This window comes from Streptomyces roseus, from assembly GCF_001044425.1.
Lineage (GTDB): Bacteria > Actinomycetota > Actinomycetes > Streptomycetales > Streptomycetaceae > Streptomyces > Streptomyces roseus.
This window is the reverse complement of sequence record NZ_LFML01000065.1, coordinates 1-26,445: the sequence shown is the minus strand read 5'-3', so window position 1 is coordinate 26,445 and position 26,445 is coordinate 1. Positions and strand designations below refer to the sequence as shown.

Below are 26,445 nucleotides of genomic sequence, written 5' to 3'. Positions count from 1 at the left end.
GCCGTCGCCGCCAGGCCGGGGGCGGATCCGGCCGGGATCACCTGGAGGTCGTCCTCGTCCGCGGTGACCACCGGGTGCCAGCCGTCCCGGCCGATCGCCTCGACCAGCGCGCGCACCATCACCGGGTCGAAGTGGGCCCCGGCGCACCGCTCCAGCTCGGCCAGGGCCACCGGCACCGGCCGGGCCCGGCTGTAGGAGCGGGTCGAGGTCATCGCGTCGAAGGCGTCGGCCACCGCCACCACCCGGGCCGGCACCGGGATCTGCTCGCCGCTCAGCCCGTACGGGTACCCGGAGCCGTCGACCCGCTCGTGGTGGTGCAGGATCGCGGACCGGGCCTCGCCCAGGAAGCCGATGCCGCGCACCATCTCGTGCCCGTACTCGGGATGCAGCTCGATGACCCGGCGCTCCTCCCGGGTCAGCGGGCCGTCCTTGCGCAGCAGCCGGGTCGGGACGCCGATCTTGCCGACGTCGTGCAGGATCCCGGCGATGCGGACGACTTCGAGCCGCTCCGCGTCCATGCCCAGCTCGCGGGCGATCATCGCGGAGGCCTGGCCGACGCGCTCGCCGTGGCCGCGCGTGTAGCGGTCCTTGAGGTCGACGGCCTGGACGAGCGCCCGGATCGTGGCCTGGTGGGCGGCCCGTTCGCGGTGGTACTGGGCGAAGACCCGGCAGGAGATGTACATCGGCAGCAGGACGAGCAGCGCGGCCGGCAGCCCGTACGGGCTGCGCCACAGGACGGCCATCATCAGCCCCGCGAGACCGTGCACGCAGTGCGGGACCAGGGAGCGGGTGAACGACCCGCGCCATGCCGTGCGGACGGGCCGGCGTTCGGCCGCGGCCAGGACGGCCCCGTCGAGGGCGGCCAGTACGAGGCAGAAGGCGCAGGCAGCGGCCGCCGCGGGCAGCAGCGCGTACGGGAAGTCCGCGAGCGGGCCGGCCACCCCGGCCCCGCCGGAGCGGCTTCCGCCCAGCGCGCCCGGCCCGCCCAGCAGGCCGAACGTCCGCGCGGCGGCCCAGGTGGCGACGGCTTGCTGCGCCGCGTGCCACACGCGCCGGATCCAGGCGGGGCGCCCGGCCACCGCCTGGGCGAGGGCGCCGGGCAGCGCGACGAGCGCGGCGGCGGCCGGGGGCAGCAGGAAGACGGCGGCGAGGAGCACGGGGAAGAAGGAGCCGATGCCCTCGGGGACGCGGATGCCCGGCAGCGGGCAGATCCGGAGCAGTTCGCAGCCGAGGTAGAGGAAGGCGAGGAGCCCGACGGCGGCCCAGGGCGTACCGGATCCCGGGGCGAGGGCCGGGGCGGTCGCGGCGCAGGCCGCGAGGGCGGCGCACAGGACGACGGCCCACAGGAGGAGGGGCCGGGCCCCCGGCGGACGTACCCGCATGGCGCTCTCCTCCCCTTGGCCGTGCACACCGTTTGGGGAGAATAAGTGGGGCCCCCTTCCGCAGGGGGCCACATTTTCCTATTGCGCCGTACGAGCACCCCCGGATTAGCACGTTCGAGTGAACGATTCGGCTTCCAGGGGCTGTTGTTCGATCAGCCGGTGGCGGGGTCCGCGGTCACGTCGTGCTCGGGGACGGCCTGGCCGGAACGGATCAGCTCGATCCGCCCCATGACCTTCGAGCGCAGGTCGGTCGGCACGTCGTCCGAACCGCAGCAGCGCTTCACCAGCTTCTTGACGGCCTGCTCCAGGCCGTACTTCTCCAGGCAGGGATTGCATTCGCCGAAGTGCGTCTCGAACTTCGTGCAATCGCTGTCCGGCATCTCGTGGTCCAGGAACTCGTACAGGTGGTCCAGGACCTCAGAGCAATCCGTCTCGTGCGGCTCTCCGCAGCTCATGAGCCCGAGCCTTTCAGGTCGTTCGACTCTCCCGCGCCCGCGGGGACCAGCCCGCGCTCACGGGCATAGTCCTCCAGCATTCCGCGGAGTTGACGGCGGCCACGGTGCAGTCGCGACATGACCGTACCGATGGGTGTACCCATGATGTCCGCGATCTCCTTGTACGCAAAGCCCTCTACGTCGGCAAGATAGACCGCGATGCGGAACTCCTCGGGAATGGCCTGGAGCGCTTCCTTCACATCCGAATCGGGCAGGTGGTCGAGCGCCTGCGATTCGGCGGAGCGAAGGCCCGTCGACATGTGCGACTCGGCGCGCGCCAGCTGCCAGTCCTCGATCTCCTCGGCCGCGCTGCGCTGCGGTTCACGCTGCTTCTTGCGGTAGGAGTTGATGAACGTGTTGGTCAGAATGCGGTAGAGCCACGCCTTGAGATTGGTGCCCTCGCGGAACTGGTGGAAGGACGCGTACGCCTTCGCATACGTCTCCTGGACCAGGTCCTCGGCGTCGGCCGGATTGCGCGTCATGCGCAGCGCGGCCGAGTACATCTGGTCGAGGTAGCCGAGGGCGTCCCTCTCGAAGCGCGCGTTGCGCTCCGGGGTGGTCTCCTCCGCGTGGCCTTCGTCGGTCCCAGCGACAGGACCCACCTCCTCCGACTGCGTGACGGCTCCGAAAGCGGACCCGCTCGAATCGGAGAATAGTCGACCATCCCGGCCCTCCGCCGCCTGAAGCGGGCGGCGCTTGGGCGCGGGCAGGACCGTCCAGTCCAGGCCTGCCGCCTGCGGACGGTGCTGGCTGATGACCTGGGTCATGCGGTCCCTCTCCTCCGACTGATCCCGTGCGTTCTGACATCCCGCACAACAGAAGGGTCGGGCCCCGCATTCCCGGGCGGGGCCGGGGGCTTCGGCCTCTGTCAGGTGCGCGGCCGCGGTGTGATGCGGATCACCGCGCGATCGTCCCGGTCCCCGGACGCGTCCGTTCGAGGGGCGCCCGGGAGCAGGGGCCCCGTCCGGGGGGCGGGGGTCACAGGGGAAGCCCGGCGAGCCAGGCGGTGACGGCCCCGGTGATCACCGCGAGGGCCTCGTCCTGCGTCAGGTCCGCCTTCTTCGGCACGGCGAAGCCGTGATCGGCGTGCGGGACCTCCACCAGCTCGTACGGCTCCTGCGCGGCCGGCGCCGGGAACTCCTGCGGGCGCCCGAACGGGTCCCGGCCGCCCTGGACCACCAGGGTGGGCCGCCCGGCCCCGGTGAGCTCGGCGGCCCGGGACTTCTCCGGGCGGCCCGGCGGGTGCAGCGGGAACGCCAGGGCCAGCACCGCGGCCGCGCCCAGCTCGGCGGCGGTCCGGCAGGCCACCCGCGCCCCGGCGCTGCGTCCGCCCGCCACCACGGGCGGCCCCGGCTGCGCCAGCGCCGGCCACAGGCCCCGCCACCCCTCGTCCAGCACCTTGGGCGCGGCGGCCACCTTCTTCCCCGCCACCCGCCACGGCTGCTCGACCAGCGCCACGGTCACCCCGTGCGCGGGCAGGGCGGCCGCCAGCGCCTGGAGGTCGCGGGCCTCGATCCCGCCGCCGGCTCCGTGGCTGACGGCCAGTACGAGACGGGCCGCCGTACGGGCGGGGACGGGGTGCCAGGTGATGCGGGCCTCGCCCGCCGGGGTGTCGACGCTCTGGGTGCGCGTACGCGTGGTCATGGCGCCCATCCTGCCCGCGCCGGGAGCCGGGCCGGGGCCCGGACACCCCGGGGGTGCGGCCTAGAAGAGCGTGGCCTCCTCGGGCGCGGCCAGCTCGTGGAGGAGCTCCGGACCGTTGTTGCGCACGTTGCTGACGGCGGTGGACACCGGGTACGCGCGCATCAGGCCGCCCGGCGGCGGCGCGAGCAGGGCCTGGAGTTCGTCCGTGTCGGTCCGGGCGGGGTCCAGCCAGGCGTCCCAGCGGTCCGGGGTCAGCATCAGCGGCATCCGGGGGTGGATATCGGCCAGGGAGGCCGGCCCCTCGGCGGGGGCCACGCCCAGCGGTCCGGTCTCGGCCTCGGCGGTTATCACCGAGCAGGTCGCCCACCAGGCCCGCGGGTGCTCGGCGGGCAGCGTCGGGTCGCGCCAGAACTCGTAGAGGCCGGCCATGGCGAAGACGGAGCCGTCGGCGGGGAGCACGAAGTAGGGCTGCTTGCGGGCCCGCTTCTTCTTGCCCTCGACCTCCAGCTCCCGCTCGTCGTGGGCGGTGACCCACTCGTAGTAGCCGTCGGCGGGGACGATGCAGCGGCGCTGCGCGAAGGGGCGGCGGAAGGAGGGCTTCTCGGCCACGGTCTCGGAGCGCGCGTTGATCATCCGGGCGGCGCCGTCGGGGTTCTTGGCCCAGGAGGGGACGAGCCCCCACCTCACCGTGCGCAGCTGACGAACCGGACGCGGGTCCGCGGCGTCTTTCACGGGGCGGTCGAGGACGACGTGGACCTCCTTGGTCGGCGCCACGTTCCAGTCGGGGGCCAGGGTCTCCTCGGGCTCCCACTTCTCGATGCCGAAGGCCTCCACCAGGTCCTCGGGCCTACGACTCGCCGCATACCGTCCGCACATGGCTGCCAGACTGCCATCCCACCCGCCCACCACCGCAAGGAGTCCGCCACTCCATGAACAGCTCCCCGGACAGCACCGCCGCAGGCCTGTGGGACCGGCTCACGGGCATACAGACCCCGCCGGCCCTGTGGCTGGTGATCGTGACGGGCGTGGTCGCCCTGGCCGCCGTGGGGCCGCGCCCGCTGTGGCGGCTGTCGCGCAACGCCGTGACCATCGCCCACGAGGGCGGCCACGGGCTGCTGGCGCTGCTGACCGGGCGGCGCCTCGACGGGATCCGGCTGCACTCCGACACCAGCGGGGTCACCGTCAGCCGCGGCAAGCCGACCGGGCTCGGGATGATCCTGACCGCCGCGGCCGGGTACACGGCGCCCTCGCTGCTCGGTCTGGGCGGGGCCGCGCTGCTGTCGGCCCACCGGATCACGCTGCTGCTGTGGGCGGCGACCGCCCTGCTGCTGGCGATGCTGGTGATGATCCGCAACGCGTACGGCGCCCTGACGGTGGTGCTGTCGGGCGCCGCGTTCGTCCTGGTCTCCTGGCTGGCCCCGGCCGAGGTCCAGGCGGTCTTCGCGTACCTGGTGGTGTGGTTCCTGCTGCTGGGCGGGGTGCGGCCGGTCTTCGAGCTGGGCGCCAAGCGCCGGGGCGGCGGGGCGCCGGATTCCGACGCGGACCAGCTGGGGCGCCTGACCCACGTCCACCCGGTGGCCTGGCTCCTCCTCTTCCACGCCGTCACCCTGTGCTCCCTCGTCGGGGGCGGACGCTGGCTCCTCGGCCTCTGAGGCGCGCCCCCGCGGCCGACCGCCCCGTCCAACCTCCGAGACCAGCGGGCGATCAAGATCTGGGGCCGGGGTGAGCCACTAAAGTGGTGGCCATGACCGAGACCCCCGCGCTCCCCGCCCTCTGGCCCGCTCCGCTCGCCGACGGCACCGTCCACGCCACCGTCACCGTGCCCGGGTCGAAGTCGGTCACCAACCGCGCCCTCGTCCTCGCGGCGCTCGCCGCCGAGCCGGGCTGGGTGCGCCGCCCGCTGCGCTCGCGCGACTCCCAGCTGATGTCGGACGCCCTGCGCGCGCTCGGCGTCGGCATCGAGGAGACCGCCTCCTCCAGCTCCGGCGACGGCGCCGGCGGCGAGGCCTGGCGGGTCATCCCGGCCGCACTGCACGGACCGGCCACCGTCGACGTCGGCAACGCGGGCACGGTCATGCGCTTCCTGCCGCCCGTCGCCACCCTGGCCTCCGGCGACATCCGCTTCGACGGCGACCCGCGCTCCTACGAGCGCCCGCTGGGCCAGGTCATCAGCGCCCTGCGCACCCTCGGCGCCCGGATCGACGACGACGGCCGGGGCGCGCTGCCGCTGACCGTCCAGGGCGGCGGGGCGCTGGAGGGCGGTGTCGTCGAGATCGACGCGTCCAACTCCTCCCAGTTCGTCTCGGCCCTGCTGCTGTCGGGCCCGCGCTTCAACCAGGGCGTCGAGGTCCGCCACACCGGCACCACGCTGCCGTCGATGCCGCACATCCGGATGACGGTGGAGATGCTGCGCGCGGCGGGCGCCCAGGTCGACACCCCCGAGGCCGGCGGTGAGCCGAACGTGTGGCGGGTGGCGCCGAGCGCGCTGCTGGGCCGTGACGTGATCGTGGAGCCGGACCTGTCGAACGCGCAGCCGTTCCTGGCCGCCGCGCTGATCACGGGCGGTACGGTCACGATCCCCGACTGGCCGCGCCGCACCACCCAGCCCGGCGACGAACTGCGCCGGATCTTCACGGAGATGGGCGGCTCCTGCGAGCTGACCGACGCGGGCCTGGTCTTCACCGGCAGCGGCAAGATCCACGGCATCGACGTGGACCTGGGCGAGGTCGGCGAGCTCACCCCCGGGATCGCGGCCGTCGCGGCACTGGCCGACTCCCCGTCCACCCTGCGCGGGGTGGCGCACCTGCGGCTGCACGAGACGGACCGCCTGGCGGCGCTCACCAAGGAGATCAACGAGCTGGGCGGCGACGTCACCGAGACCGCCGACGGCCTGCACATCCGCCCGCGTCCGCTGCACGGCGGGGTGTTCCACACCTACGACGACCACCGGATGGCCACCGCCGGCGCGGTGATCGGCCTCGCGGTGGAGGGCGTGCTGATCGAGAACGTGGCGACGACCGCGAAGACCCTGCCGGACTTCCCGAGGATGTGGGCCGACATGCTCGGCCTGACGACGCGAGTAGCGGGAGCGTAGGGCCCCCGTCATGCGCAGGTACGGCAAGCACACCGACGAAGACGACATCCGCCAGCGGCCCAACCCCAAGGGCAACCGGCCCCGGACCACCATCCGGCCCAAGCACGAGGACGCGGCCGAGGGCTTCGTCCTGACCGTCGACCGCGGCCGGCTGACCTGCCTGGTCGACGGCCGCACCATCCACGCGATGAAGGCCCGCGAGCTGGGCCGCAAGGCGGCCGTGGTCGGTGACCGGGTCTGGATCGTCGGCGATCTGACCGGCAAGAAGGACACCCTCGCGCGGATCGTGCGCATCGAGGAGCGCAAGTCCGTCCTGCGGCGCACCGCGGACGATGACGACCCGTACGAGCGCGTGGTCGTCGCCAACGCGGACCAGCTGGCGATCGTCACGGCGCTGGCCGATCCGGAGCCGCGCCCTCGGATGATCGACCGCTGTCTGGTGGCCGCGTACGACGCCGGGCTGGAGCCCCTGCTGGTGCTCACGAAGTCGGACCTGACCTCCGCGGACAAGATCCTGGAGATCTACTCCACCTTCGGGCTGGACTACGTGGTGACCAACCGCGAGGAGCTCGCGACGGGCGACGCCGCCGACCGGGTGCGCGAGCGCCTGAACGGCCGGATCACCGCCTTCGTCGGCCACTCCGGCGTCGGCAAGACCACCCTGGTGAACTCGTTGGTCGCCGAGGGGCGCCAGCGCGCCACCGGGCACGTCAACGCCGTGACCGGCCGCGGCCGGCACACCACCACCTCGGCGCTCGCGCTGCCGCTGCCGGGCGGTGACGGCTGGGTCATCGACACCCCGGGCGTGCGCTCCTTCGGTCTGAACCACGTGGACCCGTCCCGGGTGATCCTGGCCTTCCCGGACCTCGTGCCCGGTACGGAGGACTGCCCGCGGGCCTGCAGCCACGACGAGCAGGACTGCGCGCTCGACAAGTGGGTGGAGGACGGCCACGCGGATCCGGCGCGCCTGTACTCGCTGCGGCGGCTCCTCGAGACCCGCGAGCGTCGCGAAGGGGACTGATCCTCCGGCGGGGTTTGCCGTGCGCCGGGCCTGGTAAATGCATAATCGCACCACGTGACACGACGTCACCTGACGCGGGGAGGCATGGCCATGGCCTGGCTGCTGGTGGTCGTCGCCGGAATCCTGGAGACCGGCTTCGCGGTCTGCCTCAAGCTCTCCCACGGTTTCACCCGCCTGTGGCCGACGATCGCCTTCGCCTGCTTCGCCCTCGGCAGCTTCGGCCTGCTGACGCTGGCACTGAAGAAGCTCGACGTGGGCCCGGCCTACGCGGTGTGGACGGGCATCGGAGCCGCCGGAACGGCCATCTACGGCATGGTCTTCCTCGGCGACCTCGTCTCGACCCTCAAACTCGTCTCGATCTCGCTGGTCATCCTGGGCGTCATCGGACTCCAGCTCTCCGGTTCGGCTCACTGAGCGGGCGCGGCGAGCAGGCGCAGCAGCCGCATCAGCTCCCCGAGCCCCGGCTCCTCGCCCGGCGCTATCACGTACGAGAGGGCCAGGCGTACGGCGAGCTCGCAGTGCTGGGCCGCCTCCCCCGGGCTGAGCGTGGCCGAGGCCCGGTCGCGCACGGCCCGGGCCAGCTCCCCGGGCCCCGGGGCCGGCACGCCGGGGCGCACCCCCTGCCCGGGCGGCACGGGCAGGTTCCCGTCCCAGCACCCCGTCAGCAGGGCTCGTACGAGGGGACGCGCGCGGGCGGCCCGTACGGTCCACTCCGCGACCGAGGCGAGGCGCTCTGCGCCGGCGGCGGGGGGCGCAGCACCCGGTCCACCCCTTCGAGGTACCAGTCCGCCTCGCGGCGCACCAGGGCACGGCCCAGGCCCGCCTTGCCGCCGAACTCGTTGTAGAGGGTCTGCCGGGACACCCCGGCGGTGGCGGCCACGTCGACCATCCGCACCGACGGCCAGGGGCGCGCCATGAGCGCCGCTCCCGCCGCTTCCAGCAAGGACTCCCGGGCTGCCGGCATGCGCGCCTCCCCGCTCGACTTGCCCCGCTCCGATTCCCCGCTCGGCTCTCCCGCCAGAGTTGACGGGGCGACAGATCCTGTCAAGGGCGCCGCCGGGCCGCACCGTGGACGCCGTTCGCCGCCCGTGGGCGGTCCCGATACTGTTCGGGCATGCCCGAGTATGACGATGACCTCCGCCTCGCCCTCGAACTCGCCGACGCGGCGGACGCCGCCACGATGCAGCGGTTCCGCGCCCTCGACCTGCTGGTCGAGACGAAGCCGGACATGACCCCGGTGAGCGAGGCGGACAGGGCCGCCGAGGAGATCGTCCGGGCCGGGATCGAGGCCGCGCGGCCCGCCGACGCCATCCTGGGCGAGGAGTACGGGCTCAAGGGCAGCGGCCCGCGCCGCTGGGTCGTGGACCCGATCGACGGTACGAAGAACTACGTGCGCGGCGTCCCCGTGTGGGCGACGCTGATCTCGCTGATGGAGGAGGGCTCCGACGGGGTCTTCCGGCCGGTGGTCGGCGTGGTCTCGGCGCCGGCTCTGGGCCGCCGCTGGTGGGCGGCGCAGGGCGGGGGCGCGTACGCCGGCGGTGCGCTGGGCGGTGCGCCCGTACCGCTCGGGGTCTCGAAGGTCGCCGCGCTCGGTGACGCCTCGTTCGCCTACTCCTCGTTGAGCGGCTGGGAGGAGCAGGGCCGCCTCGGCGGGTTCCTGGACCTGACCCGGCAGTGCTGGCGCACCCGCGGCTATGGCGACTTCTGGCCGTACATGATGGTCGCCGAGGGCTCGCTGGACCTGTGCGCCGAGCCTGAGCTGAACCTGTGGGACATGGCGGCCATCGCGGTCGTGGTCCAGGAGGCGGGCGGCCGGTTCACGGACCTGGACGGCGTGGAGGGCGTGCACGGCGGGAACGCGGCCGCCTCGAACGGACTGTTGCACGAGGAGATGCTGGGGCTTCTGCGCCCGCGCGCCTGAGCCGTGCGGGTCCTGCTCCCGGACGACCGGGTGCGCCCTCTTGATGACCCTCCGTACCCATGGGAATCTGAGACTCCTCCGCTTGTGCGCTTGTGAAGACCTTCTCTAAGTGCGCGGAGGACTCTCCCCAGGAGGTGGCTCTCTTCATGCTCGTCCGCGACGCCATGAGCACCGTGATCCTCACCCTCGGACCTGCCCACACCCTCCGGCAGGCGGCCTGCCTGATGTCCGGCCGACGGGTCGGCGCGGCCGTCGTCCTCGATCCCGACCACAGCGGCATCGGCATCCTGACCGAACGCGACATCCTCAACTCCATCGGCGCGGGCCACGATCCCGACCGGGAGTCCGTGGGCGCGCACACCACCAACAACGTGGTGTTCTGCACCCCGCAGGCCACCGTCCAGGAGGCCGCCGAGGCAATGGTCCGCGGGGGCTTCCGCCATCTGATCGTGCTGGAGCACGGCGGCCCCGTCGGCATCGTGTCGGTGCGCGACGTGATCCGCTGCTGGGTCCCGGCCCGGCGCAGCACCGTACCGGCGTAAAGCCGGAGGGCCGGACCCCGAGGGGTCCGGCCCTTCAACGCTCGGCGAGCGGGTCGTGTCAGCCGCGAAGGGCCTGGACCGCGGCTTCGAGCCGCTTGCCGAAGTCACCGTCCGCCTGGCGGAAGTTGTCGATCGCGCGCTCGGCGATGTCGTCGCGGGAGACCTTGGCGATGAAGCCGGACAGGTTCTCGATCAGACGGGCCCGCTCGTCCTCGGACATCAGGCGGTACAGGTCGCCGGCCTGGACGAAGTCGTTGTCCTCGGAGTGGACCGGGACGGCGTGGTTGCCCGTGCCGCCGGTGACCTCGATGGGCTGCCACAGCGGGCGGTCCGTCTGGAAGGGGCCGCCGAAGCTGTTCGGCTCGTAGTTCTTCGCGCCCTTGTGGCGGCCGTCGTAGAGGAAGCCGTCACGGGAGTGGGTGCGCGCCTCGGTGGCGTGCGGGCGGTTCACCGGCAGGTGGTCGGCGTTGATGCCGACGCGGTAGCGGTGGGCGTCGCCGTACGCGAAGAGACGGCCCTGGAGCATCTTGTCCGGGGACGGACCGATGCCGGGGACGAAGTGGGCCGGGCTGAAGACGGACTGCTCGACCTCGGCGAAGACGTTCTCCGGGTTGCGGTTGAGCTCCAGCTTGCCGATCTCGATCGGCGGGTAGTCCGCGTGCGGCCACACCTTGGTGAGGTCGAACGGGTTGAAGCGGTACTGGGCCGCCTCGGCCGCGGGCATGATCTGGACCTGCACGGTCCAGGTCGGGAAATCGCCTCGCTCGATGGACTCGCGCAGGTCGCGCTGGTGCGAGTCGGGGTCCTCACCGGCCAGCTTGTTGGCCTCGGCCTGGGTGAGGTTCTTGATCCCCTGGTCGGTCTTGAAGTGGTACTTGACCCAGAAGACCTCGCCGGCCTCGTTGTTCCACTGGAAGGTGTGCGAGCCGAAGCCGTCCATGTGGCGGTAGGACGCGGGTATGCCGCGGTCGCCGAACAGCCAGGTCACCTGGTGGGTGGATTCGGGCGACAGCCCCCAGAAGTCCCAGACGTTGTCCGCCTCCTGCGAGCCGGTGTACGGGTCGCGCTTCTGGGTGTGGATGAAGTCCGGGAACTTGATGGCGTCCCTGATGAAGAACACCGGGGTGTTGTTGCCGACGAGGTCGTAGTTGCCCTCTTCGGTGTAGAACTTCAGCGCCCAGCCGCGGGGGTCGCGCACCGCGTCGGCCGCTCCGAGGTTGCCCGCGACGGTGGAGAAGCGCAGGAACGTTTCGGTCTGCTTGCCGACCTCGGACAGGAACGCGGCGCGGGTCCACTGCGAGACGTCGCGGGTGAGGGTGAAGGTGCCGTACGCACCGGCGCCGCGGGCGTGCACCACGCGCTCCGGGATGCGCTCGCGGTTGAAGTGGGCCAGCTTCTCCAGGAGCAGCTGGTCCTGGACCAGGACGGGACCCCCGACGCCGGCCGTCTCGCTGTTCTGGTTGTCGGCGACCGGAGCCCCGGCCTCCGTGGTGAGCGGTCCCTGCGTCACGTGCGCCTCCTGCGTCATTCCTGCCATGTGCCTGTCCTTGGCCCTTGCCGTACTCGATCCTACAATGGACTTTGTCTAGGTCAAGTAAGGTTCCAAGTCCGCACTGGTTCGGGAGTTACACCGAATCCCTCGCTGTTAGGCTGGTGTCCATGAGTGACCTGCTGGAACGACTTCGCGGACGCGGATGGCGCATGACCGCACAGCGGCGCGTCGTGGCCGAGGTGCTCGACGGTGACCACGTTCACCTGACGGCCGACGAGGTGCACGCGCGCGCGGTGGCCAAGCTGCCGGAGATCTCGCGCGCCACCGTCTACAACACGCTGGGCGAGCTGGTGTCCCTCGGCGAGGTCCTGGAGGTCGCCACGGACCGCCGGGCCAAGCGGTACGACCCGAACGCGCACAAGCCCCACCAGCACCTGGTGTGCGCGCAGTGCGGGGCGATCCGCGACGTGCACCCGGCGGGCAACCCGCTCGGCGACCTGCCCGACGCCGAACGCTTCGGCTTCGTGGTCTCGGCGGTCGAGGTGACCTACCGCGGGCTGTGCCCGTCCTGCGCGGGGGCGTGACGGCGGGGACGCGACGCTTGAGGAACGAACGGGCCCGGGAGCACTGCTCCCGGGCCCTCCTCTTCATGTCGTGTCGCGCGGGTCATATCGCGGGCCGCGGGAAACGACCGAAGGCCCGGATCCAGAGGATCCGGGCCTTCGGCCTTCAGTAGCGGGGACAGGATTTGAACCTGCGACCTCTGGGTTATGAGCCCAGCGAGCTACCGAGCTGCTCCACCCCGCGTCGGTAAACACGACTTTACGCGACGCCACCCGACAGATGCAAATCGCTTAACGTTCCAGCTCAGGGGGGGTCCCGCCGCGCGCCGCGCGCCGAGCACCGTCAGGCGGAGAGCTCCTCCGCCAGAGCCTCGCGCAGCCGGGCCGCACGCTCGGAGACCTCCGCCGGGCCCAGCTCCATGGCCCGCACGCACCACTTCTGCCCCTCCGCCAGGTCCCCGTGGCGCGCGGCGAGCAGCCCCAAGCGCAGCGCCGCCCGGCCGTGGCCGGCCACCGCGGCACGGGTCCACCACAGCGCGGCCTCCGGCTCGTTCCCCTCACGGGCCAGCAGCAGGCCGAGGTTGAACGCCCCGTTGCGGGAGCCGGCCTCGGCCGCCTCGCGGTACCACCGCGCCGCCACGGCGAGATCGCCCCGCGCGGCAGCCAGCATCCCGACCCGCACCTGCGCGCGACGGTGCCCGAGCTCCGCGGCCCGCTCGTACCACTCCTCGCTCTCGGTCTTCGGGGCGCCGCCCACCGGCTCGCCCAGCGCCACCGGCTCCGGCGGCGGAGCCAGCGATTCCAACAGCGCGGCCAGCCGGAACGCGGCCTCCGCGCTGCCGCCGCCGGCGGCGCAGCGCAGGTGCCGCTCGGCCGCCCGCTCCTCGCCGTCGCGCACCAGCGCGATGCCGACCTGGAGCGCCGCGTCCGTGTGGCCGGCCGAGGCGGCCCGCTCGTACCACTTCAGGGCGGTGCGGTCGTCGTCGCGGCTCGCGAACAGGATCCCGAGGTTGAACGCGGCGTCGACGCTGCCCGCCTCGGCCGCCTTCGAGAACCACGGCTCGGCTCCCGCCGCGTCGCCGACCTGGAGCAGCATGATCGCGAGGGCGTTGGCCGCCTCGCGGTGGCCCGCGTAGGCCGCCCGCCGGTACCACTGCTCGGCCTGCGCGGTCCGCTCCTGTGCGGCGCACAGCAAAGCAAGGTTGTACGCCCCGTTCTGGTCGCCCGCGTCCATGGCGGTGCGGTACCACTTCTCCGCGGTCTGGGTCTCACCCCGCGCGGCGTGCAGGGCGCCCAGCGCGTTGGCCGCGTTGCCGTCGCCGTCCTGCGCCGCCCGGTTCCACCACGCGACGGCGCTCTCCTCGTCGCCCGCGTCGCGCAGCAGGAAGCCGAGCGCGCACGCGGCGCGCGCCTCGCCCTGCTTGGCGGAGGTCAGGTACCAGCGCCCGGCCTCCTTGAGCTCCCCGCGCGCCTCCAGGAGGGCGCCCAGGTGCAGCGCGGCGCGACGGTGCCCGCGCGCGGCGGCCTGCCGGTACCACTGCTCGGCCTCGGCCGGGTCGCCCTTGCGCAGGTGCCGGGCCAGCCGGTAGGCGGCCTCGCGGTGCCCCTGCTCGGCGGCCTGGCGCAGCCAGCGCTCGACGCCCTTGTCGCCGCGGTGCTCCAGCAGGTCGGCGAGCCCGTACGCGCCCAGGGCGTGGCCGGATTCCGCCGCCTGGCGCAGCCAGTACTCGGCGGCGGGCTCGTCCCCGCGCTCGCGGAAGTGGCGGCCCAGGGCGTGGGCGGCCGGCGCGGATCCGGCCACGGCGGCGACCCTCCACCAGCCGGCGGCCTCGTCGGGGTAGCCGCGCTGGAGCAGGAGCACGCCGAGGTTGTTCGCGGCGGCGCGGTCCCCTTCCGCGGTGGCGCCGCGCAGGTACGGCTCGGCACCGGCCAGGTCGCCGCGGCGCAGCAGGAGCGCGCCGAGCACGCTCATCGCGCCCGGGTCGCCCCGGTCGGCTGCGACCCGGTGCCGTGCCTCCAGCTCGGTGTCGCTCGCCGGGTCCGTCTCGGCGAACATTTCCTCCGCGAAATCCGCATCGGTCAGTGCGGTCTGCGCGTTAACGACCGGAGCCCCATCGTTGGCCTCTACGCCCGACTCGACTTCCGCCCTCACAAACCGCCCTGTCTCGAGCAGAGTTGACCTGTCCCCCATAAATCCCATCGTCGCATCACCTGCTACCCGCGTACACCTGGTATGTCGCAGCCTGTGAGGGTCACTACAGCGTTTTGTCGACATGCCCACAGAGAGACAAGTCAAACACGACCCCACCCCAACTCATCCGTCTCAGCTACCTCATGACCCCCGCGTGTCCCCCTGGACATGACGAACGACCTGGCGGACCAGGACATGACGAAGGCCCGGATCCCATGGATCCGGGCCTTCGTCTTCAGTAGCGGGGACAGGATTTGAACCTGCGACCTCTGGGTTATGAGCCCAGCGAGCTACCGAGCTGCTCCACCCCGCGTCGGTGAAACCACAGTATCACGACGCGGGACGGGGCCATTACCGGCTCATCCCCCGGGGGTCGGGGCCGTCAGCTTCGCCTCCGCGTCGATCGCCCGCTGGAGCGCCGCCTTGATGTCGTCCTGCGCCTTGCCGAAGGCCGCCCAGTCGCCGGCCTGACGTGCCTTCTCGGCCGCGTCGATGGCCTTCTTGGCGTCGTCGAGGGCCGACTTGACCGTCGGGTCCGTCGCGGTCGGGGGCGTGGTGGTGCCCTCGCCCGGCGGGGTCACCGGAGTCGTCGGCACCGTCGGCGCCTCCGCCCCGAAGACCACGTTGAGCGCCTTCTCCAGGCTGTCCTCGAACGCCGTCTGGTTCCCGTACGTCACCAGCACCTTGCGCAGCAGCGGGTACTTCAGCCCCGAACTGCGCACGTACACCGGCTCCACGTACAGCATCCCGCCGTCGAGCGGCACCGCGAGCAGGTTGCCGTACTCGACCTCGGAGTCACCGCCGCGCAGCAGCCTGATCGACTCGGCGATCTTCGGCTCCGACTGGAACTTGCTCTGGACCTGCTTGGGGCCGTCGACCGGCTTGCTGGTCGGCAGCTTCAGGATTCTGATCTTGCCGTAGTCCGGGGTGCCCGGATCGGCGTTGACCGCCATGAAGGCGCTCAGGTTGTCCCGCTCGTTTGGGGTGAACGTCGTGGTGAGCGAGAAGACCTGGTCCTTCTCCTTCTGGCCCGGCATCTTCATCGACAGGTAGTACGGCGGGACCGCCGTGCCGGCCTTGGTCGTCGGGTCGTCCGGGACGGCCCAGGCCTCACTGCCGCTGAGGAAGGTCTGCGGGTCGGTCACGTGGTACCGGGTGAGCAGCTCGCGCTGGACCTTGAAGAGGTCCTGCGGGTAGCGCAGGTGGTCCATGAGCGGCTTGGAGATGTCGCTCTTGGGCTTGACCGTTCCCGGGAACGCCTTCATCCAGGTCTTCAGGACCGGGTCGCCGGTGTCCCACTGGTACAGGCTGACCGTGCCGTCGTACGCGTCGACCGTCGCCTTGACCGAGTTGCGGATGTAGTTGACCTGGTTCTCCTGGGCCACCACGGCGCGCTGGCTGTTGGTGAGGGAGTCCGCGGTGCTCTGGCCCAGCGTGGTCCGCGAGGCGTACGGGTAGCCGTTGGTCGTCGTGTACGCGTCCACGATCCACTTGATCCGGCCGTCGATGACCGCCGGGTACGGGGCGCCGTCGATGGTCAGCCACGGGGCGACGGCCTCGACGCGCTCCTTGGGCGTGCGGTGGTAGAGGATCCGCGAGCCGTCGCCGATGGCGCCGGAGTAGAGGATCTGCGGCTCGCTGAACGCGAGCGCGTACGCCGCCCGGTTGACGGGGTTGTCGAGGTTGACGCCGGAGTCGCCCTTGTAGCTCGTCTCCTTCTCGCCCTTGTCGTCCGAGTAGTCGAGCTCCTTCTGCGGACCGCCGACGATCGAGTACTGCTTCGTCTGCTCGCCGTAGTAGATGCGCTGCTCGAAGTCCGTTCCGAACATGCCCTTCGAGGGCAGGTCGGACTGGGTGAAGTCGGGGGCGCCGTCCTTGACGGTGGTTCCCTTGGCCGCGACCACGCCGTAGCCGTGCGTGTACTTGAAGTGGTCGTTGATCCAGTTGTTCTTCGGGATGCCGCCGATGTTCAGCTCGCGCAGCCCGATGACCGTGTCCTGGCCGCTGTAGCGGTCCACGGCGAGCGTGGACGGGAAGGCGTAGTAGCCCTTGACCTGCTGGAGCTGCTGGAAGGCCGGGGAGACGATGTTCGGGTCGAGGAGGCGGACGCTGGCGGTGGTGTCGGCCGCCTCGCGCAGCTTGGTCTTGTCTGCGGTCTGCGGGACGCCCGGGTAGTCCTTGACGTCCGACTGGTCGATCCCGTAGGCGTCGCGCGTCGCCTTGATGTTCTTCTCGACGTACGGCGATTCCTTGGCCTGCTCGTTCGGCTGGACCTGGAACTTCTGCACGATCGCCGGGTAGAGCCCGCCGATCAGGATCGCCGAGAGGACCATGAGGCCGAAGCCGATGACCGGCAGCTGCCAGGTGCGGCGCCACAGCGTCGCGAAGAAGAGCACGGCGCAGATGGCGGCGATGGCGACGAGGATCGTCTTCGCCGGCAGGTACGCGTTCGCGTCGACGTAGCGCAGGCCGGTCCAGTTGTCCGCGGCCTTGAAGTCGCTGGACTTCACGGCGAGGCCGTACCGGTCGAGCCAGTACGCGATCGCCTTCAGGGTCACGAAGAGGCCGAGCAGCACCGACAGGTGACCGGTCGCGGCGGCCGTGGCCCGGGCGCCCGGGCTCGTCACGCGCAGTCCGCCGTACAGGTAGTGGACGACGACCGCGGCGATCACCGACAGCACGACCGCGGCGAAGCCGAAGCCGAGCAGGAACCGGTACCAGGGCAGGTCGAAGGTGTAGAACGACACGTCCAGGTGGAACTGGGGGTCCTTCTGCCCGAAGGCCACCCCGTTCACGTACATCAGCCAGGTCTTCCACTGGCCCGCCGCGGAGGCGCCCGCGATCATGCCGACGAGCGCCGCGATCCCGAGGAGCAGCCACCGCTTGTACGGGGCGACGCTCATCCGGTAGCGGTCGAGGCTCTGCTGCTCCATCGACATCGCGGACAGCGGCGGCCGCAGCCGGTACGCCAGCCAGATGTTCAGCCCGACGGCGCCGGCCATCAGCAGGCCGAAGACGGCGAAGAGGCCGATCTTGGTCCACAGGGTGGTGGTGAAGACGGTGGAGTACTTCACGGAGCGGAACCAGAGCCAGTCCGTCCAGAAGCCCGCGAACATGATGAACGCCATGGCCAGGACGGCCAGTACGCCCAAGGTCAGCAGAAGAGTCCGGGCGCGCCGGGAGGGGCGGCCGACTCTCATCCGTGGCCCGGAGGGGCCTGCGCCGCGGTCCGGCATCTGGAAAGCCAAGGTGCGCACCTCGAAAGTCGCTGAGTGTCGTGGCTGGACAATTCAAAAGCTGGGCCCCCGATGGTAGGGCCCACTCATGCAACTTACTGAGGCTTTAGTCAGTTCCCGTTATCGGGCGGAAAGGAGGCAGGATGTTGTCCATGTCCAACCTTTCGCCTTCCCCGGGCGGCACGCCGATGGCCGCCACCCCCCTGACGCGTGCCGTCCTCGAGATCGACGAGTACGCCTCCTCCCTCGGCTGGGACAAGCCCGCCCGGCTGTTCGCGCTCGTCGACACCGCACAGCTGCGCAAGTCCGAGCCGCGGCTCGCCCGCCAGCTCGGCCAGGACCAGGACGACGCGGGCAAGAGCCAGCTGACCCCGATCGAGCAGGACGAGGTGCCGAAGGGCACGCCGCTGGACAAGTTCCTGGGAACCATCGCCTGGCCCCCGTCGATCGCGGGCTGCGCGCTGACGGTGGAGCGGCTGATGCTGCCGCCGTCCGCGGAGGCCTCCGTACCGGAGGGCCTCAGCGACAAGCAGCTGGCCAAGTGGGTCGCCGCGCACCCGGACCGGCAGGAGGTGCGCCTGACGGTCGGCGTGCTGCGCGACGGCTCGCGCGAGTCCGCGGTGCGGCTGCGCGAGAAGGACTCCTCGACCGAGGTGCTGACCGGCGCGAGCCTGGTCCCGGGTCTGGCCGAGGCACTGGCCGCGACCTTCCTGGACTGAGCGGGGACGGGGAACCGGCGCGGGTGCCGGCCGCGCCGGCCGCAGGGCTCGTAGCGGTCGCAGGGGTCGCTGAGGTCGTACCGGTCAGGGCTTGCCGCACTGCGGCAGCCCGGCCGTGTCCCCCTTGCTGATCTTCTCCAGCGCCTTCGTGGCGTCGTCGATCGTCGAGACCTTGACGAGGGTCAGGCCGTCGGGGATGTGCTCGGAGGCCGAGCCGCAGTTCTCAGCGGGCGTCAGGAAGTACTCGGCGCCGGCCTTGCGCGCGCCGATCGTCTTCATCTGGATGCCGCCGATGGGGCCGACCTTGCCCGTGTCGTCGATGGTGCCGGTGCCCGCGACGAACTTGCCGCCGGTCAGATCGCCCGGGGTGAGCTTGTCGACGATGCCGAGGGCGAACATCAGCCCGGCGCTGGGGCCGCCGATGTCGGCCAGCTTGATGTCGATCGCGAACGGGAAGGTGTGGTCGGTGCCCGCCCGGATGCCGACGACGGCGTGCCCGTCTCCCTCCGCCTTGGCGGTGGTGAGGACGACCTTGGAGGAACCGGTGGGCTCGCGGTGCGCCTTCTCGGCCTCGGCCGCCTCGGCGGCGGGCACGATGGTGAACTCGACCTGCTCGCCGGCCTTGCGCTTGGTGACCAGCTTGGCCACGTCCTCGGGGGCGTTGACGGGATTGCCGTCCACGGCCCGGATCACGTCACCGGCGTGCAGCTTGCCCTCGGCGGGGCTGCCCTTGACCACGGTGGAGACCACGACGCGGGTGCTGACGCCCGGCGTGCCCAGCTGCTTGAGGGCGGCCACCTTGGCGCTCTCCTGCGACTGGCTGAACTCCTCCGCGTTCTCCTGGGTGGACTGCTCCTCCGTCTTCCCGTCCGGGTAGAGGTTCTCGTGCGGGACGACGATGTTGTCGTCCGACAGCCAGCCGTAGACCGCTTCCAGCAGGTTCATGTCGTAGTCGGCGCCGGTGACGCGGACCGTCGTCATGTTGAGGTGTCCGCCGGCCGGGTACGTCTTGTGGTCCGCGATCCTGATGACGGGCTCGCCGTGGGAATCGCCGAGCGTGTTCACCGTCGGGCCCGGGCTCATTTCCGAGTACGGGACCTTGATGAACACCCCTGCGCAGAGCAGCGCGAACAGCATGAGGGTGGAGGCGAGCATCGTCGCAGTGCGGCGTGGCATGGATCGACAGTACGGGACGGCCCTGACGGGCGGCCGCCGGGGCCGGTCCGTACGGGGGCGCTGCGCGGAACTCCCCGCGGGTCCCGCGGACATTCAGGGGGCCTCGACCGGGACGCGTCACACCGCGTCGGAACCGGAATGGGCCGCTTCCTTCGTCCTGGCCTGATCGGCCTTGTCCATCGCTTCACGGAACCTCGCGTATCCCGCGAGTTCGGATATGTCGCCTTGGGTGCGGTCGCGAGCCGCCCAGCTGCCCCATATCGCCGCTCCGATGGCGGCGAACAGCGGAATCAACAACCACGCCAATGACGCCATGGACGTGCCTCCCTGCCCCGAAAGTACGTGTCGTTGGTGGCTTCAACGCTCGTGCCCGGGAGGGGGTTACGCAAATCGAGGGCGTGTTGCGCGGCCGAACGGGTGGGACAGTACCCGTTCGCCCCGCCCGGCTTGCGCGCGGGGGGCCGGACCCGCCTCAGCAGGCGCCGACCCACTCCTCCGTGCCGTCGGAGAAGGTCTGGTGCTTCCAGATCGGGACCTCGTGCTTCAGGTCGTCGATCAGCATCCGGCAGGCCTCGAAGGCCTCGCCGCGGTGCGGGCAGGACACGGCGACGACCACCGCGAGGTCGCCGACGGTCAGGTCGCCGATGCGGTGGACCGCGGCCAGGGCGCGGACCGGGTACTTGGCGATCACCCGCTCGGCGATGCGGCGCATCTCGGCCTCGGCCGACGGGTGGCAGGAGTAGCCGAGCCCGTCCACGTCGGCCCCGCCGTCGTGGTTGCGCACCGTGCCGACGAAGAGCGTGGTGCCGCCCGTGGCGTCGTCGCCGACGGCCTTGAAGACCTCGTCTATCGAGAGCGGGGTCTCACGGATCTCGAGCAGCCGGATCGGGTCCGGAGCGGCCTGCTCGCCGGGGTGGTCGAAGTGCGGTGCCATGCAGCCATCGTGCACCACGGGTCTCACATCGCGATATAGCCGATTCGACCGGCTGTACGACCCACGCGTATGGAGCCTCCTACAGGAGCGGCGGTGCTCCGGCCGCCGTGGCGGGCGGCCGGAAGGCGGTCCGGAGGTCTGCCGGCAGGGCTGCGGGCAGACCCGGCCGCCAGGGCTGCCGGAGCGCCGCGGCAGGTCAGAGCCCGCGCCGGCGACGGGCCGCGCGGACCACCGCCGCCGCGCCCAGCAGGGCGACGGTGGCTCCTGCGGCGCCCGCGGCGGTGGCGTCCTTGCGGCCCAGTCGGCGCCCCGCGACCGTGTGTCGGCCCGCGACCTCCTGGAGGAGCTCGGCCAGCACCTCCTCGTTGGTCCAGCGCGGCCGCCAGCCCGCCGCGTGCAGGGCGCTGACGCTGATCACCCACGGATGCATCGTGTACGCGAGGTCGCCCGCCGGGGACGGCGTCAGGCCGATCCGGTGCAGTCGCGCCGCCGCGCCGAGCGCGACCGCCGACGGGAGCTCCATGCGGCGGATGCCGCTCAGCTCCTCGACCTCCTCCTGCTCCAGCCAGCCCTCGCAGCCCACCGCGAGCTCGCCCTCGACCTTCTCCAGGGCGGCGTACTCCAGCGCGCTGACCAGGTCCTCCACGTGGCAGAACTGCCAGGTGGGCCGGGATCCGGCCACCACCAGCAGGCGCGGGGACTCGAAGTACCGGGTCAGCGCCGTGTCCGTACCGCCCACGAGCACCGCGGGGCGGACCACCGTCACGTTCAGGCCCGGGTGGGCGCGCGGGGCCCGGCGGCCGAGCCGCTCGATCTCCAGCAGGTCGCCGACGCCCGTCGCCTCCGCCGTGGCCCGCAGCTCGGAGTCCTCCGACAGCGGGATGTCGTTGTCCGGCAGCGCCCCGTAGACCATCGCGGACGTGCAGAGCACGACCCGGTGCACCCCGGCCGCCGCGGCCGCCGTCAGCACGGTCTGGGTCCCGCGTACGTTGTACGCCGTACGGGCCGCCGGATCCGTCTCCAGGTCGAGGTCCAGCGCCAGGTGGACGACCACGTCGGCCCCGCGCAGTCTCTCGGCGATCGCCGGGTCCCGTACGTCGAGGACGTGCCACTGCGCGGCAGTGCACTCGCCGCGCCGCTCGTCGATCGCCACGACCTGCTTGACCTCGTCGGATGCGGCCAGGCGGGCCACCAGGGCCGCACCGACCCCGGAGGCGGCTCCGGTCACCGCGATCACCGGGCCTCGTGCTCCGTGGTTTCGCGGCAGGCGAACGCCGTGGGCGCTCTCACCGTGCTCAGGGCGGTTTTCGGCGTCGTGCGGCGCGCGAACCTGTGGATCTGGGGAACTCACCAGGCGTCTCCAGCGGTTGTCTTCAGTAGGGACGCGCCGTGACGCGTACCTACCAGGTGATGTCCATCCTGCCGCAGCCCAGGAGTCGGCGGAGCACCGAGCCCGCAAGCGGGTCCGGTGTCTACGCTGGGTGGTGTTGTCGGACCATTTCCCGTCGGCCCCCGCCGGCGGCCCTACGAGCCGAGGAAACCCGTGAGCGACACCCCATTCGGATTCGGCCTTCCGCCGGAGGAGCCGGAGAACGGCGACGAAGGCAAGAAGAAGGGCAATCAGGGCGGTCAGGGCGGCCCGAATCCGTTCGGGTTCCCCGGCATGGGCCTGCCGGGCGGAGCCGGCGTCCCCGGCGGCGCGGACAACCCGTTCGCGGCGATGTTCGGCTCGATGAACCCGAACGACCTGGGCGCGGCCTTCCAGCAGCTCGGCCAGATGCTCAGCTACGAGGGCGGTCCCGTGAACTGGGACATGGCCAAGGACATCGCCCGCCAGACCGTCGCGCAGGGCACGGCGGACGGCGTGAAGGACTCCAGCGTCGGCATCGCCGAGAGGTCCGCCGTCGAGGAGGCCGTGCGCCTCGCCGACCATTGGCTGGACGGGGTGACCTCGCTGCCCTCCGGCGCCACCACGGCCGTCGCGTGGAGCCGCGCCGAGTGGGTCGAGGCCACCCTCCCGGTGTGGAAGGAGCTCGTGGACCCGGTCGCCGAGCGCGTCGGCGTGGCCATGGGCGGCGTGCTGCCCGAGGAGATGCAGGCCATGGCGGGCCCGCTGCTCGGGATGATGCGCTCCATGGGCGGCGCCATGTTCGGCCAGCAGATCGGCCAGGCCGTGGGCACCCTCGCGGGCGAGGTCGTGGGCTCCACCGACATCGGGCTGCCGCTGGGTCCGGCGGGCAAGGCCGCGCTGCTGCCGCTGAACATCGAGGCCTTCGGCAAGGACCTGGGCGTCCCCGCCGGCGAGGTGCGCCTGTACCTGGCGCTGCGCGAGGCAGCCCACGCCCGGCTCTTCGCGCACGTGCCGTGGCTGCGCTCGCACCTGTTCGGCGCGGTCGAGGGGTACGCGCGCGGCATCAAGGTCGACACCTCGAAGCTGGAGGACGTGGTCGGCCAGCTCGACCCGTCGAACCCGGAGCAGCTGCAGGAGGCCCTGCAGGGCGGCATGTTCCAGCCGCAGGACACCCCCGAGCAGAAGGCCGCCCTGGCCCGGCTGGAGACGGCGCTCGCGCTGGTCGAGGGCTGGGTGGACGCGGTCGTGCACGAGGCGGCCAAGCCCCGGCTGACCTCGGCGGACGCCATGCGCGAAACCATGCGCCGGCGGCGCGCCTCCGGTGGCCCGGCAGAGCAGACCTTCGCGACGCTGGTCGGGCTGGAGCTGCGCCCGCGCCGGCTGCGGGACGCCTCGCGCCTGTGGGCCTCGCTGACCGACGCGCGCGGTGTGGACGGCCGCGACGGGCTGTGGGAGCACCCGGACATGCTGCCGACGGCCTCCGACCTGGACGATCCGGACGGGTTCGTGCACCGTGAGCAGCTGGACTTCTCCGAGATCGACAAGATGCTCGGCGAGGCGGCGCAGAAGCGCGGGCAGGGCGGGCAGGGCCCGCAGGACGGCTCCGGTCCGGCTCCCGCCGCCGAGTCCCCGTCCGACCCGGAATCCGGCTCCGGCTCCGGCTCCGACTCCGACTCCGACTCCGACGGCGAGGGTGAAACGAAGAAGTGAGCCTGTACGACGACGCGGTGCTGGTCCTCAAGCGGTACGAGGACCAGCCCGAGCTCCGCGACCTCTATCTGGAACACCTGGCCGCCCACCCGGACGGGATGTACAAGCTCTGCCAGGCCGGCCACATCACCGGCAGCGCCCTGGTCATCGACCCGGCGGGCGGGCGCGTCCTGCTGACCCTGCACAAGAAGCTCGGCATCTGGCTCCAGATGGGCGGCCACTGCGAGCCCGAGGACACCACTCTCGCCGGCGCCGCCCTGCGCGAGGCCGTCGAGGAGTCGGGCATCGCCTCCGGGCTGACCCTGCTCCCGGGCGGCCCCGTACGACTGGACCGGCACCCGATCCCGGCGCCGTGCAACTGGCACCTGGACGTGCAGTACGCGGCGCTGGCACCGGCCGACGCGGTGGCCGAGATCAGCGAGGAGTCGCTGGACCTGCGCTGGTTCCCGTACGAGGAGGTCGCGGCGGCGGCCGACACCTCGGTCGTACGGCTGATGGAGGCGGCCCGGGCGCGGCTCTGACACCCGCCCGACAGCCCGCTAGGGGCGGCCCCGCATCCCGCGGAGCCGCCCCTCGCGCCTGCGTTCTAGTTCCAGGCGTTGTTCTGGTTCTGGGCGTGGACGCCCTGCTGTCCCATCCCGTACTGCGCGGCCATGCCCTGGCCGAACTGCGCGTTCTGCGGCGGCAGCACCTCGCTCGGCTGCACCAGCGCGAAGCCGGTGCCGAGGAAGCTGAGCTCCCAGCCCTCACCGGTGTTGCCGCGCCGCCGCCAGACGCCGGAGGAGTGCGTCTGGGCCTGCATCTGCACGCGCAGCGAGGTGGACCAGGCCACGATCGCGTCGGCGTCGGCGTTGACGTACTTGTCGGGCGTGACCTGCATCATCAGCGGCTGCCCGGAGGTCATCAGCGCGACCTTGCCGCGGCCGGTGATGTTGAGCTGGTACTTGCCGGAGCCGGAGATCCCGTACTGGCTGTCGACCGCGATGGCCTCGGTGTGCAGGGTGGAGTCCATGGCCAGCACGTAGCTGCTGTCGACGGTGAGGCCGTCCTGGTCCACGTCCACGACGTGGACGTACTGGGCGAGGTTGGCGAAGTAGACCGTGCCCTGCCCCGAGCAGCGCATCAGGTCGAGGCCCTCGCCGGTGCGGGCGCGGGCGGTGCGCTGCGTGGTGCTCTGGTACTCGCCGTCGAAGTCGATGATCCCCTGGTAGGCGACCATGGCGCCCTTGCGGGCGAGGACGTCGTCGGAGCCGGCCAGGGTGACCCGCAGCAGCTGCGGGTTCTGGACGGCGTACCGCTCCTGGGACTGCTGCTCGGCGTGGCCGAAAAGTGAGCTCTGCATGATGTGTGTCCGCTCCCCCTCAGCCCCGGGTCCGGAGCCGGTCGGTGCTGTCCTCGCTGGGCTGTACGACGACGATGCCCTGGCCTGAGAAGGCCATCTGGTAGGCCTCCCCGCTGCCCCGGCCGATCATCGACGAGGCCTTGAAGCTGCGCTTGCCCTTCACCTTGAGGTTCGGGGACCAGGCGACGAGCGCGTCGGGGTCGACGTACGTCTCGTCCTCGCCGCGGCCGCAGTCGACCACGATCGGGGTGCCGCGGGAGGTGATGGCGACCCATCCGGTGCCCGCGATCTGCACGTTGAACAGGCCCTGGCCGGCGAACTTCGCCATGCCCTTGACCCGCTCGACGCCCCACTGGAGCTGGGCGTCGAAGGCGAGCAGGTTGGTGCCGTTGACCGACAGCGCGTCGTTGTCGAGGTTGATGACGACGACGTCGGCGCCGTAGTCGGCGAGGTAGAGCAGGCCGTCGCCGGTGCACTTCATCAGCGGGGCGCCCTCGCCGGTGAGCCACTGGGAGGCCATCTGGCGCAGGGCCGGCGGGTTGGGCTCGTACTGGACGAAGCCCTCGTACGCGACCATCGACCCGGTGCGCGCGAAGAGGTCCTGGCCGCTCTGCATGGCGACCTTGAGCATGGCCTTGCCGTGGTTCTCCATGCGGGCCGTGACGGGGGTGGGGGCGTAGCCCGCGAGCTGCTGGTTCATTGCGTTCATGGCATTCATGTGGGGCTCCCTCAGACCTCGTACGGCTGGACGACGATGAAGTTGCCGGGAGCGCCGCGGAACTGGAGGTTCACGGTCTCCCCGCTGTGGCCGGGGTAGGCGTTGCGCCGCAGCCGGACCTGGCTGGAGACGATCACCTGCGAGGCCGCCGACCACGCGACGATGGCGTTGCTGTCGGCGAAGGTGGTCGGGGTGACGGGCAGGACGACGGGCGTGCCGTGCGTCTTGACGATCACCGTGCCGGAGCCCTGGAAGAGCATGGTGAACAGGGCGCCGCCGGGGATCCCGTGGCCCTCGATGCGGCGGACCTCGTGCTGGAGGGACTCGTCGAAGGCGAGGACGTTCTCGGCGGAGACGCAGATGCCGTCGCCCTGGAGCTCGATGGCGTGCAGGTGGGCGCCGTTCTCGGCGAGGAAGACCTGGCCGCGGCCGCTGCAGCGCATCAGCTGCATCTCCTGGCCGGTGGCATTGCCGACGATGCGGCCGGCGAAGCCGGCGCCCTTGTAGCTGAAGTCGACCTTGCCCTGGTAGAGGACCATGCTGCCCTGGCGGGCGAGGACGGGCTGGCCGCCCATGGCCAGGTCGACCCGCATGAGCTGGTGGTTCTGCGCGGTCCAGCGGGCACCCGTCGGGACTTCCTTGTACGGCTGGAGGGCGGCGGCGAGGCCGGCGCCGGCGGCCTGCGGGGCGCCGTGGCCGTAGCCGGGCTGCTGGCCGGGCATCTGCCGGCCGTACGGGGGCGGCTGCTGGCCGGGGACCTGGCCGTAGGGCGCGGGGGCCGGGGCGGGGGGCGGCACCTGGCCGCCGTAGCCGGGTACCTGGCCGTACGAGGGCTGCGGCTGCTGGCCGTAGGCGGGCGGCCCGGGCGGCTGCGGGGCATGCGGCGGCCGGCCGTACGGCGCGGGGGCCGGCGGG

The 26,445-nt window shown here is 71.9% G+C and carries 25 protein-coding genes, 2 tRNA genes and 1 pseudogene; 10 read left to right on the top strand and 18 right to left on the bottom strand.

The features are described 5' to 3' along the window. From ACS04_RS17145 to ACS04_RS17125, 5 genes are all read right to left on the bottom strand, one after another. A partial coding sequence (locus ACS04_RS17145) for an HD-GYP domain-containing protein (RefSeq protein ID WP_048477499.1) occupies nucleotides 1–1,382 on the bottom strand: 1,382 nt, incomplete at its 3' end. 152 nt (nucleotides 1,383–1,534) lie between these two features. Beyond that, on the bottom strand, nucleotides 1,535–1,837 hold the full coding sequence (rsrA, locus tag ACS04_RS17140; protein WP_048477498.1) for a mycothiol system anti-sigma-R factor: 303 nt from the start codon (nucleotides 1,835–1,837) through the stop codon (nucleotides 1,535–1,537). Then, nucleotides 1,834–2,478 carry a sigma-70 family RNA polymerase sigma factor gene (locus ACS04_RS17135; RefSeq protein ID WP_008741505.1) on the bottom strand — a complete coding sequence of 215 codons (645 nt, stop codon included), beginning with the start codon at nucleotides 2,476–2,478 and terminating at the stop codon, nucleotides 1,834–1,836. Before ACS04_RS17135 ends, rsrA begins: the two co-directional genes overlap by 4 nt. Before the next feature lie 376 nt (nucleotides 2,479–2,854). Further along, complete coding sequence (locus ACS04_RS17130; protein ID WP_048477497.1) at nucleotides 2,855–3,520, bottom strand: alpha/beta hydrolase family protein; 666 nt, start codon at nucleotides 3,518–3,520, stop codon at nucleotides 2,855–2,857. Nucleotides 3,521–3,580: 60 nt separating this feature from the next. Then, nucleotides 3,581–4,396 (bottom strand): SOS response-associated peptidase, encoded by an 816-nt coding sequence (locus tag ACS04_RS17125; protein ID WP_048477496.1) that lies wholly within the window; start codon nucleotides 4,394–4,396, stop codon nucleotides 3,581–3,583. A 53-nt stretch (nucleotides 4,397–4,449) separates the two neighbouring features. Here ACS04_RS17125 and ACS04_RS17120 point away from each other — a divergent pair, with 53 nt between their 5' ends. From ACS04_RS17120 to ACS04_RS17105, 4 genes are all read left to right on the top strand, one after another. Beyond that, a complete protein-coding gene (locus ACS04_RS17120; RefSeq protein ID WP_209441712.1) occupies nucleotides 4,450–5,172 on the top strand; it encodes a M50 family metallopeptidase in 723 nt (240 codons plus the stop codon). A gap of 92 nt (nucleotides 5,173–5,264) precedes the next feature. After that, entirely contained in the window at nucleotides 5,265–6,614 is a 1,350-nt protein-coding gene (aroA, locus tag ACS04_RS17115; RefSeq protein ID WP_048477502.1) for a 3-phosphoshikimate 1-carboxyvinyltransferase, read from the top strand. Between the two features lie 10 nt (nucleotides 6,615–6,624). Next, nucleotides 6,625–7,635 (top strand): ribosome small subunit-dependent GTPase A, encoded by a 1,011-nt coding sequence (rsgA, locus tag ACS04_RS17110; RefSeq protein WP_048477495.1) that lies wholly within the window; start codon nucleotides 6,625–6,627, stop codon nucleotides 7,633–7,635. Nucleotides 7,636–7,725: 90 nt separating this feature from the next. Next, complete coding sequence (locus ACS04_RS17105) at nucleotides 7,726–8,049, top strand: DMT family transporter (protein ID WP_030225858.1); 324 nt, start codon at nucleotides 7,726–7,728, stop codon at nucleotides 8,047–8,049. Here ACS04_RS17105 and ACS04_RS17100 read toward each other — a convergent pair. Beyond that, a pseudogene (locus ACS04_RS17100) lies at nucleotides 8,043–8,599 on the bottom strand (TetR/AcrR family transcriptional regulator). The gene ACS04_RS17105 and the pseudogene ACS04_RS17100 sit on opposite strands and share 7 nt — an antisense overlap. Nucleotides 8,600–8,749: 150 nt before the next feature. On the opposite strand from ACS04_RS17100, the gene hisN reads away from it, so the two are divergent. Both hisN and ACS04_RS17090 read left to right on the top strand, forming a co-directional pair. After that, nucleotides 8,750–9,556 carry a histidinol-phosphatase gene (gene hisN / locus ACS04_RS17095; RefSeq protein WP_048477494.1) on the top strand — a complete coding sequence of 269 codons (807 nt, stop codon included), beginning with the start codon at nucleotides 8,750–8,752 and terminating at the stop codon, nucleotides 9,554–9,556. A gap of 146 nt (nucleotides 9,557–9,702) precedes the next feature. After that, nucleotides 9,703–10,098 (top strand): CBS domain-containing protein, encoded by a 396-nt coding sequence (locus ACS04_RS17090; RefSeq protein WP_048477493.1) that lies wholly within the window; start codon nucleotides 9,703–9,705, stop codon nucleotides 10,096–10,098. A gap of 58 nt (nucleotides 10,099–10,156) precedes the next feature. Here the strand turns inward: ACS04_RS17090 and ACS04_RS17085 are convergent, their stop codons facing one another. Further along, nucleotides 10,157–11,626: a catalase gene (locus ACS04_RS17085; RefSeq protein WP_048477492.1), complete on the bottom strand. Its 1,470-nt coding sequence runs from the start codon at nucleotides 11,624–11,626 to the stop codon at nucleotides 10,157–10,159. A 131-nt stretch (nucleotides 11,627–11,757) separates the two neighbouring features. On the opposite strand from ACS04_RS17085, the gene ACS04_RS17080 reads away from it, so the two are divergent. After that, nucleotides 11,758–12,174 carry a Fur family transcriptional regulator gene (locus tag ACS04_RS17080; protein ID WP_048477491.1) on the top strand — a complete coding sequence of 139 codons (417 nt, stop codon included), beginning with the start codon at nucleotides 11,758–11,760 and terminating at the stop codon, nucleotides 12,172–12,174. Nucleotides 12,175–12,323: 149 nt separating this feature from the next. Here the strand turns inward: ACS04_RS17080 and ACS04_RS17075 are convergent. From ACS04_RS17075 to ACS04_RS17060, 4 genes are all read right to left on the bottom strand, one after another. After that, nucleotides 12,324–12,397 (bottom strand) — tRNA-Met (locus ACS04_RS17075). A gap of 99 nt (nucleotides 12,398–12,496) precedes the next feature. After that, the gene (locus ACS04_RS17070; RefSeq protein WP_245236422.1) at nucleotides 12,497–14,209 is read right to left on the bottom strand and encodes a tetratricopeptide repeat protein; all 1,713 of its coding nucleotides are present in this window, start codon (nucleotides 14,207–14,209) and stop codon (nucleotides 12,497–12,499) included. 374 nt (nucleotides 14,210–14,583) lie between these two features. After that, a tRNA-Met gene (locus tag ACS04_RS17065) sits at nucleotides 14,584–14,657 on the bottom strand. Between the two features lie 46 nt (nucleotides 14,658–14,703). Then, nucleotides 14,704–17,580 (bottom strand): UPF0182 family membrane protein, encoded by a 2,877-nt coding sequence (locus ACS04_RS17060; protein WP_048477490.1) that lies wholly within the window; start codon nucleotides 17,578–17,580, stop codon nucleotides 14,704–14,706. 143 nt (nucleotides 17,581–17,723) lie between these two features. Between ACS04_RS17060 and ACS04_RS17055 the strand changes: the two genes are divergently transcribed. Further along, complete coding sequence (locus ACS04_RS17055) at nucleotides 17,724–18,299, top strand: PPA1309 family protein (RefSeq protein WP_209441711.1); 576 nt, start codon at nucleotides 17,724–17,726, stop codon at nucleotides 18,297–18,299. Between the two features lie 84 nt (nucleotides 18,300–18,383). Here the strand turns inward: ACS04_RS17055 and ACS04_RS17050 are convergent, their stop codons facing one another. From ACS04_RS17050 to ACS04_RS17035, 4 genes are all read right to left on the bottom strand, one after another. Then, nucleotides 18,384–19,475 carry a YlbL family protein gene (locus tag ACS04_RS17050; RefSeq protein WP_048477488.1) on the bottom strand — a complete coding sequence of 364 codons (1,092 nt, stop codon included), beginning with the start codon at nucleotides 19,473–19,475 and terminating at the stop codon, nucleotides 18,384–18,386. 117 nt (nucleotides 19,476–19,592) lie between these two features. Then, nucleotides 19,593–19,790, bottom strand: a complete 198-nt coding sequence (locus ACS04_RS17045) for a hypothetical protein (RefSeq protein ID WP_048477487.1) — start codon at nucleotides 19,788–19,790, stop codon at nucleotides 19,593–19,595. A gap of 157 nt (nucleotides 19,791–19,947) precedes the next feature. Then, a complete protein-coding gene (locus ACS04_RS17040; protein ID WP_048477486.1) occupies nucleotides 19,948–20,409 on the bottom strand; it encodes a molybdenum cofactor biosynthesis protein MoaE in 462 nt (153 codons plus the stop codon). A 196-nt stretch (nucleotides 20,410–20,605) separates the two neighbouring features. Then, nucleotides 20,606–21,760, bottom strand: a complete 1,155-nt coding sequence (locus ACS04_RS17035; protein ID WP_078864870.1) for an SDR family oxidoreductase — start codon at nucleotides 21,758–21,760, stop codon at nucleotides 20,606–20,608. A gap of 192 nt (nucleotides 21,761–21,952) precedes the next feature. On the opposite strand from ACS04_RS17035, the gene ACS04_RS17030 reads away from it, so the two are divergent. After that, complete coding sequence (locus tag ACS04_RS17030) at nucleotides 21,953–23,470, top strand: zinc-dependent metalloprotease (RefSeq protein ID WP_048477485.1); 1,518 nt, start codon at nucleotides 21,953–21,955, stop codon at nucleotides 23,468–23,470. Further along, entirely contained in the window at nucleotides 23,467–23,991 is a 525-nt protein-coding gene (locus ACS04_RS17025; RefSeq protein WP_048477484.1) for an NUDIX hydrolase, read from the top strand. The genes ACS04_RS17030 and ACS04_RS17025 overlap by 4 nt, the downstream gene beginning before the upstream one ends. Nucleotides 23,992–24,056: 65 nt before the next feature. Here the strand turns inward: ACS04_RS17025 and ACS04_RS17020 are convergent, their stop codons facing one another. From ACS04_RS17020 to ACS04_RS17010, 3 genes are all read right to left on the bottom strand, one after another. Further along, nucleotides 24,057–24,812, bottom strand: a complete 756-nt coding sequence (locus tag ACS04_RS17020) for an AIM24 family protein (RefSeq protein WP_048477483.1) — start codon at nucleotides 24,810–24,812, stop codon at nucleotides 24,057–24,059. A 19-nt stretch (nucleotides 24,813–24,831) separates the two neighbouring features. Then, nucleotides 24,832–25,512: an AIM24 family protein gene (locus tag ACS04_RS17015; protein ID WP_048477482.1), complete on the bottom strand. Its 681-nt coding sequence runs from the start codon at nucleotides 25,510–25,512 to the stop codon at nucleotides 24,832–24,834. Nucleotides 25,513–25,541: 29 nt separating this feature from the next. Continuing rightward, on the bottom strand, nucleotides 25,542–26,445 hold a 904-nt coding region (locus ACS04_RS17010), incomplete at its 5' end, for an AIM24 family protein (protein ID WP_048477481.1).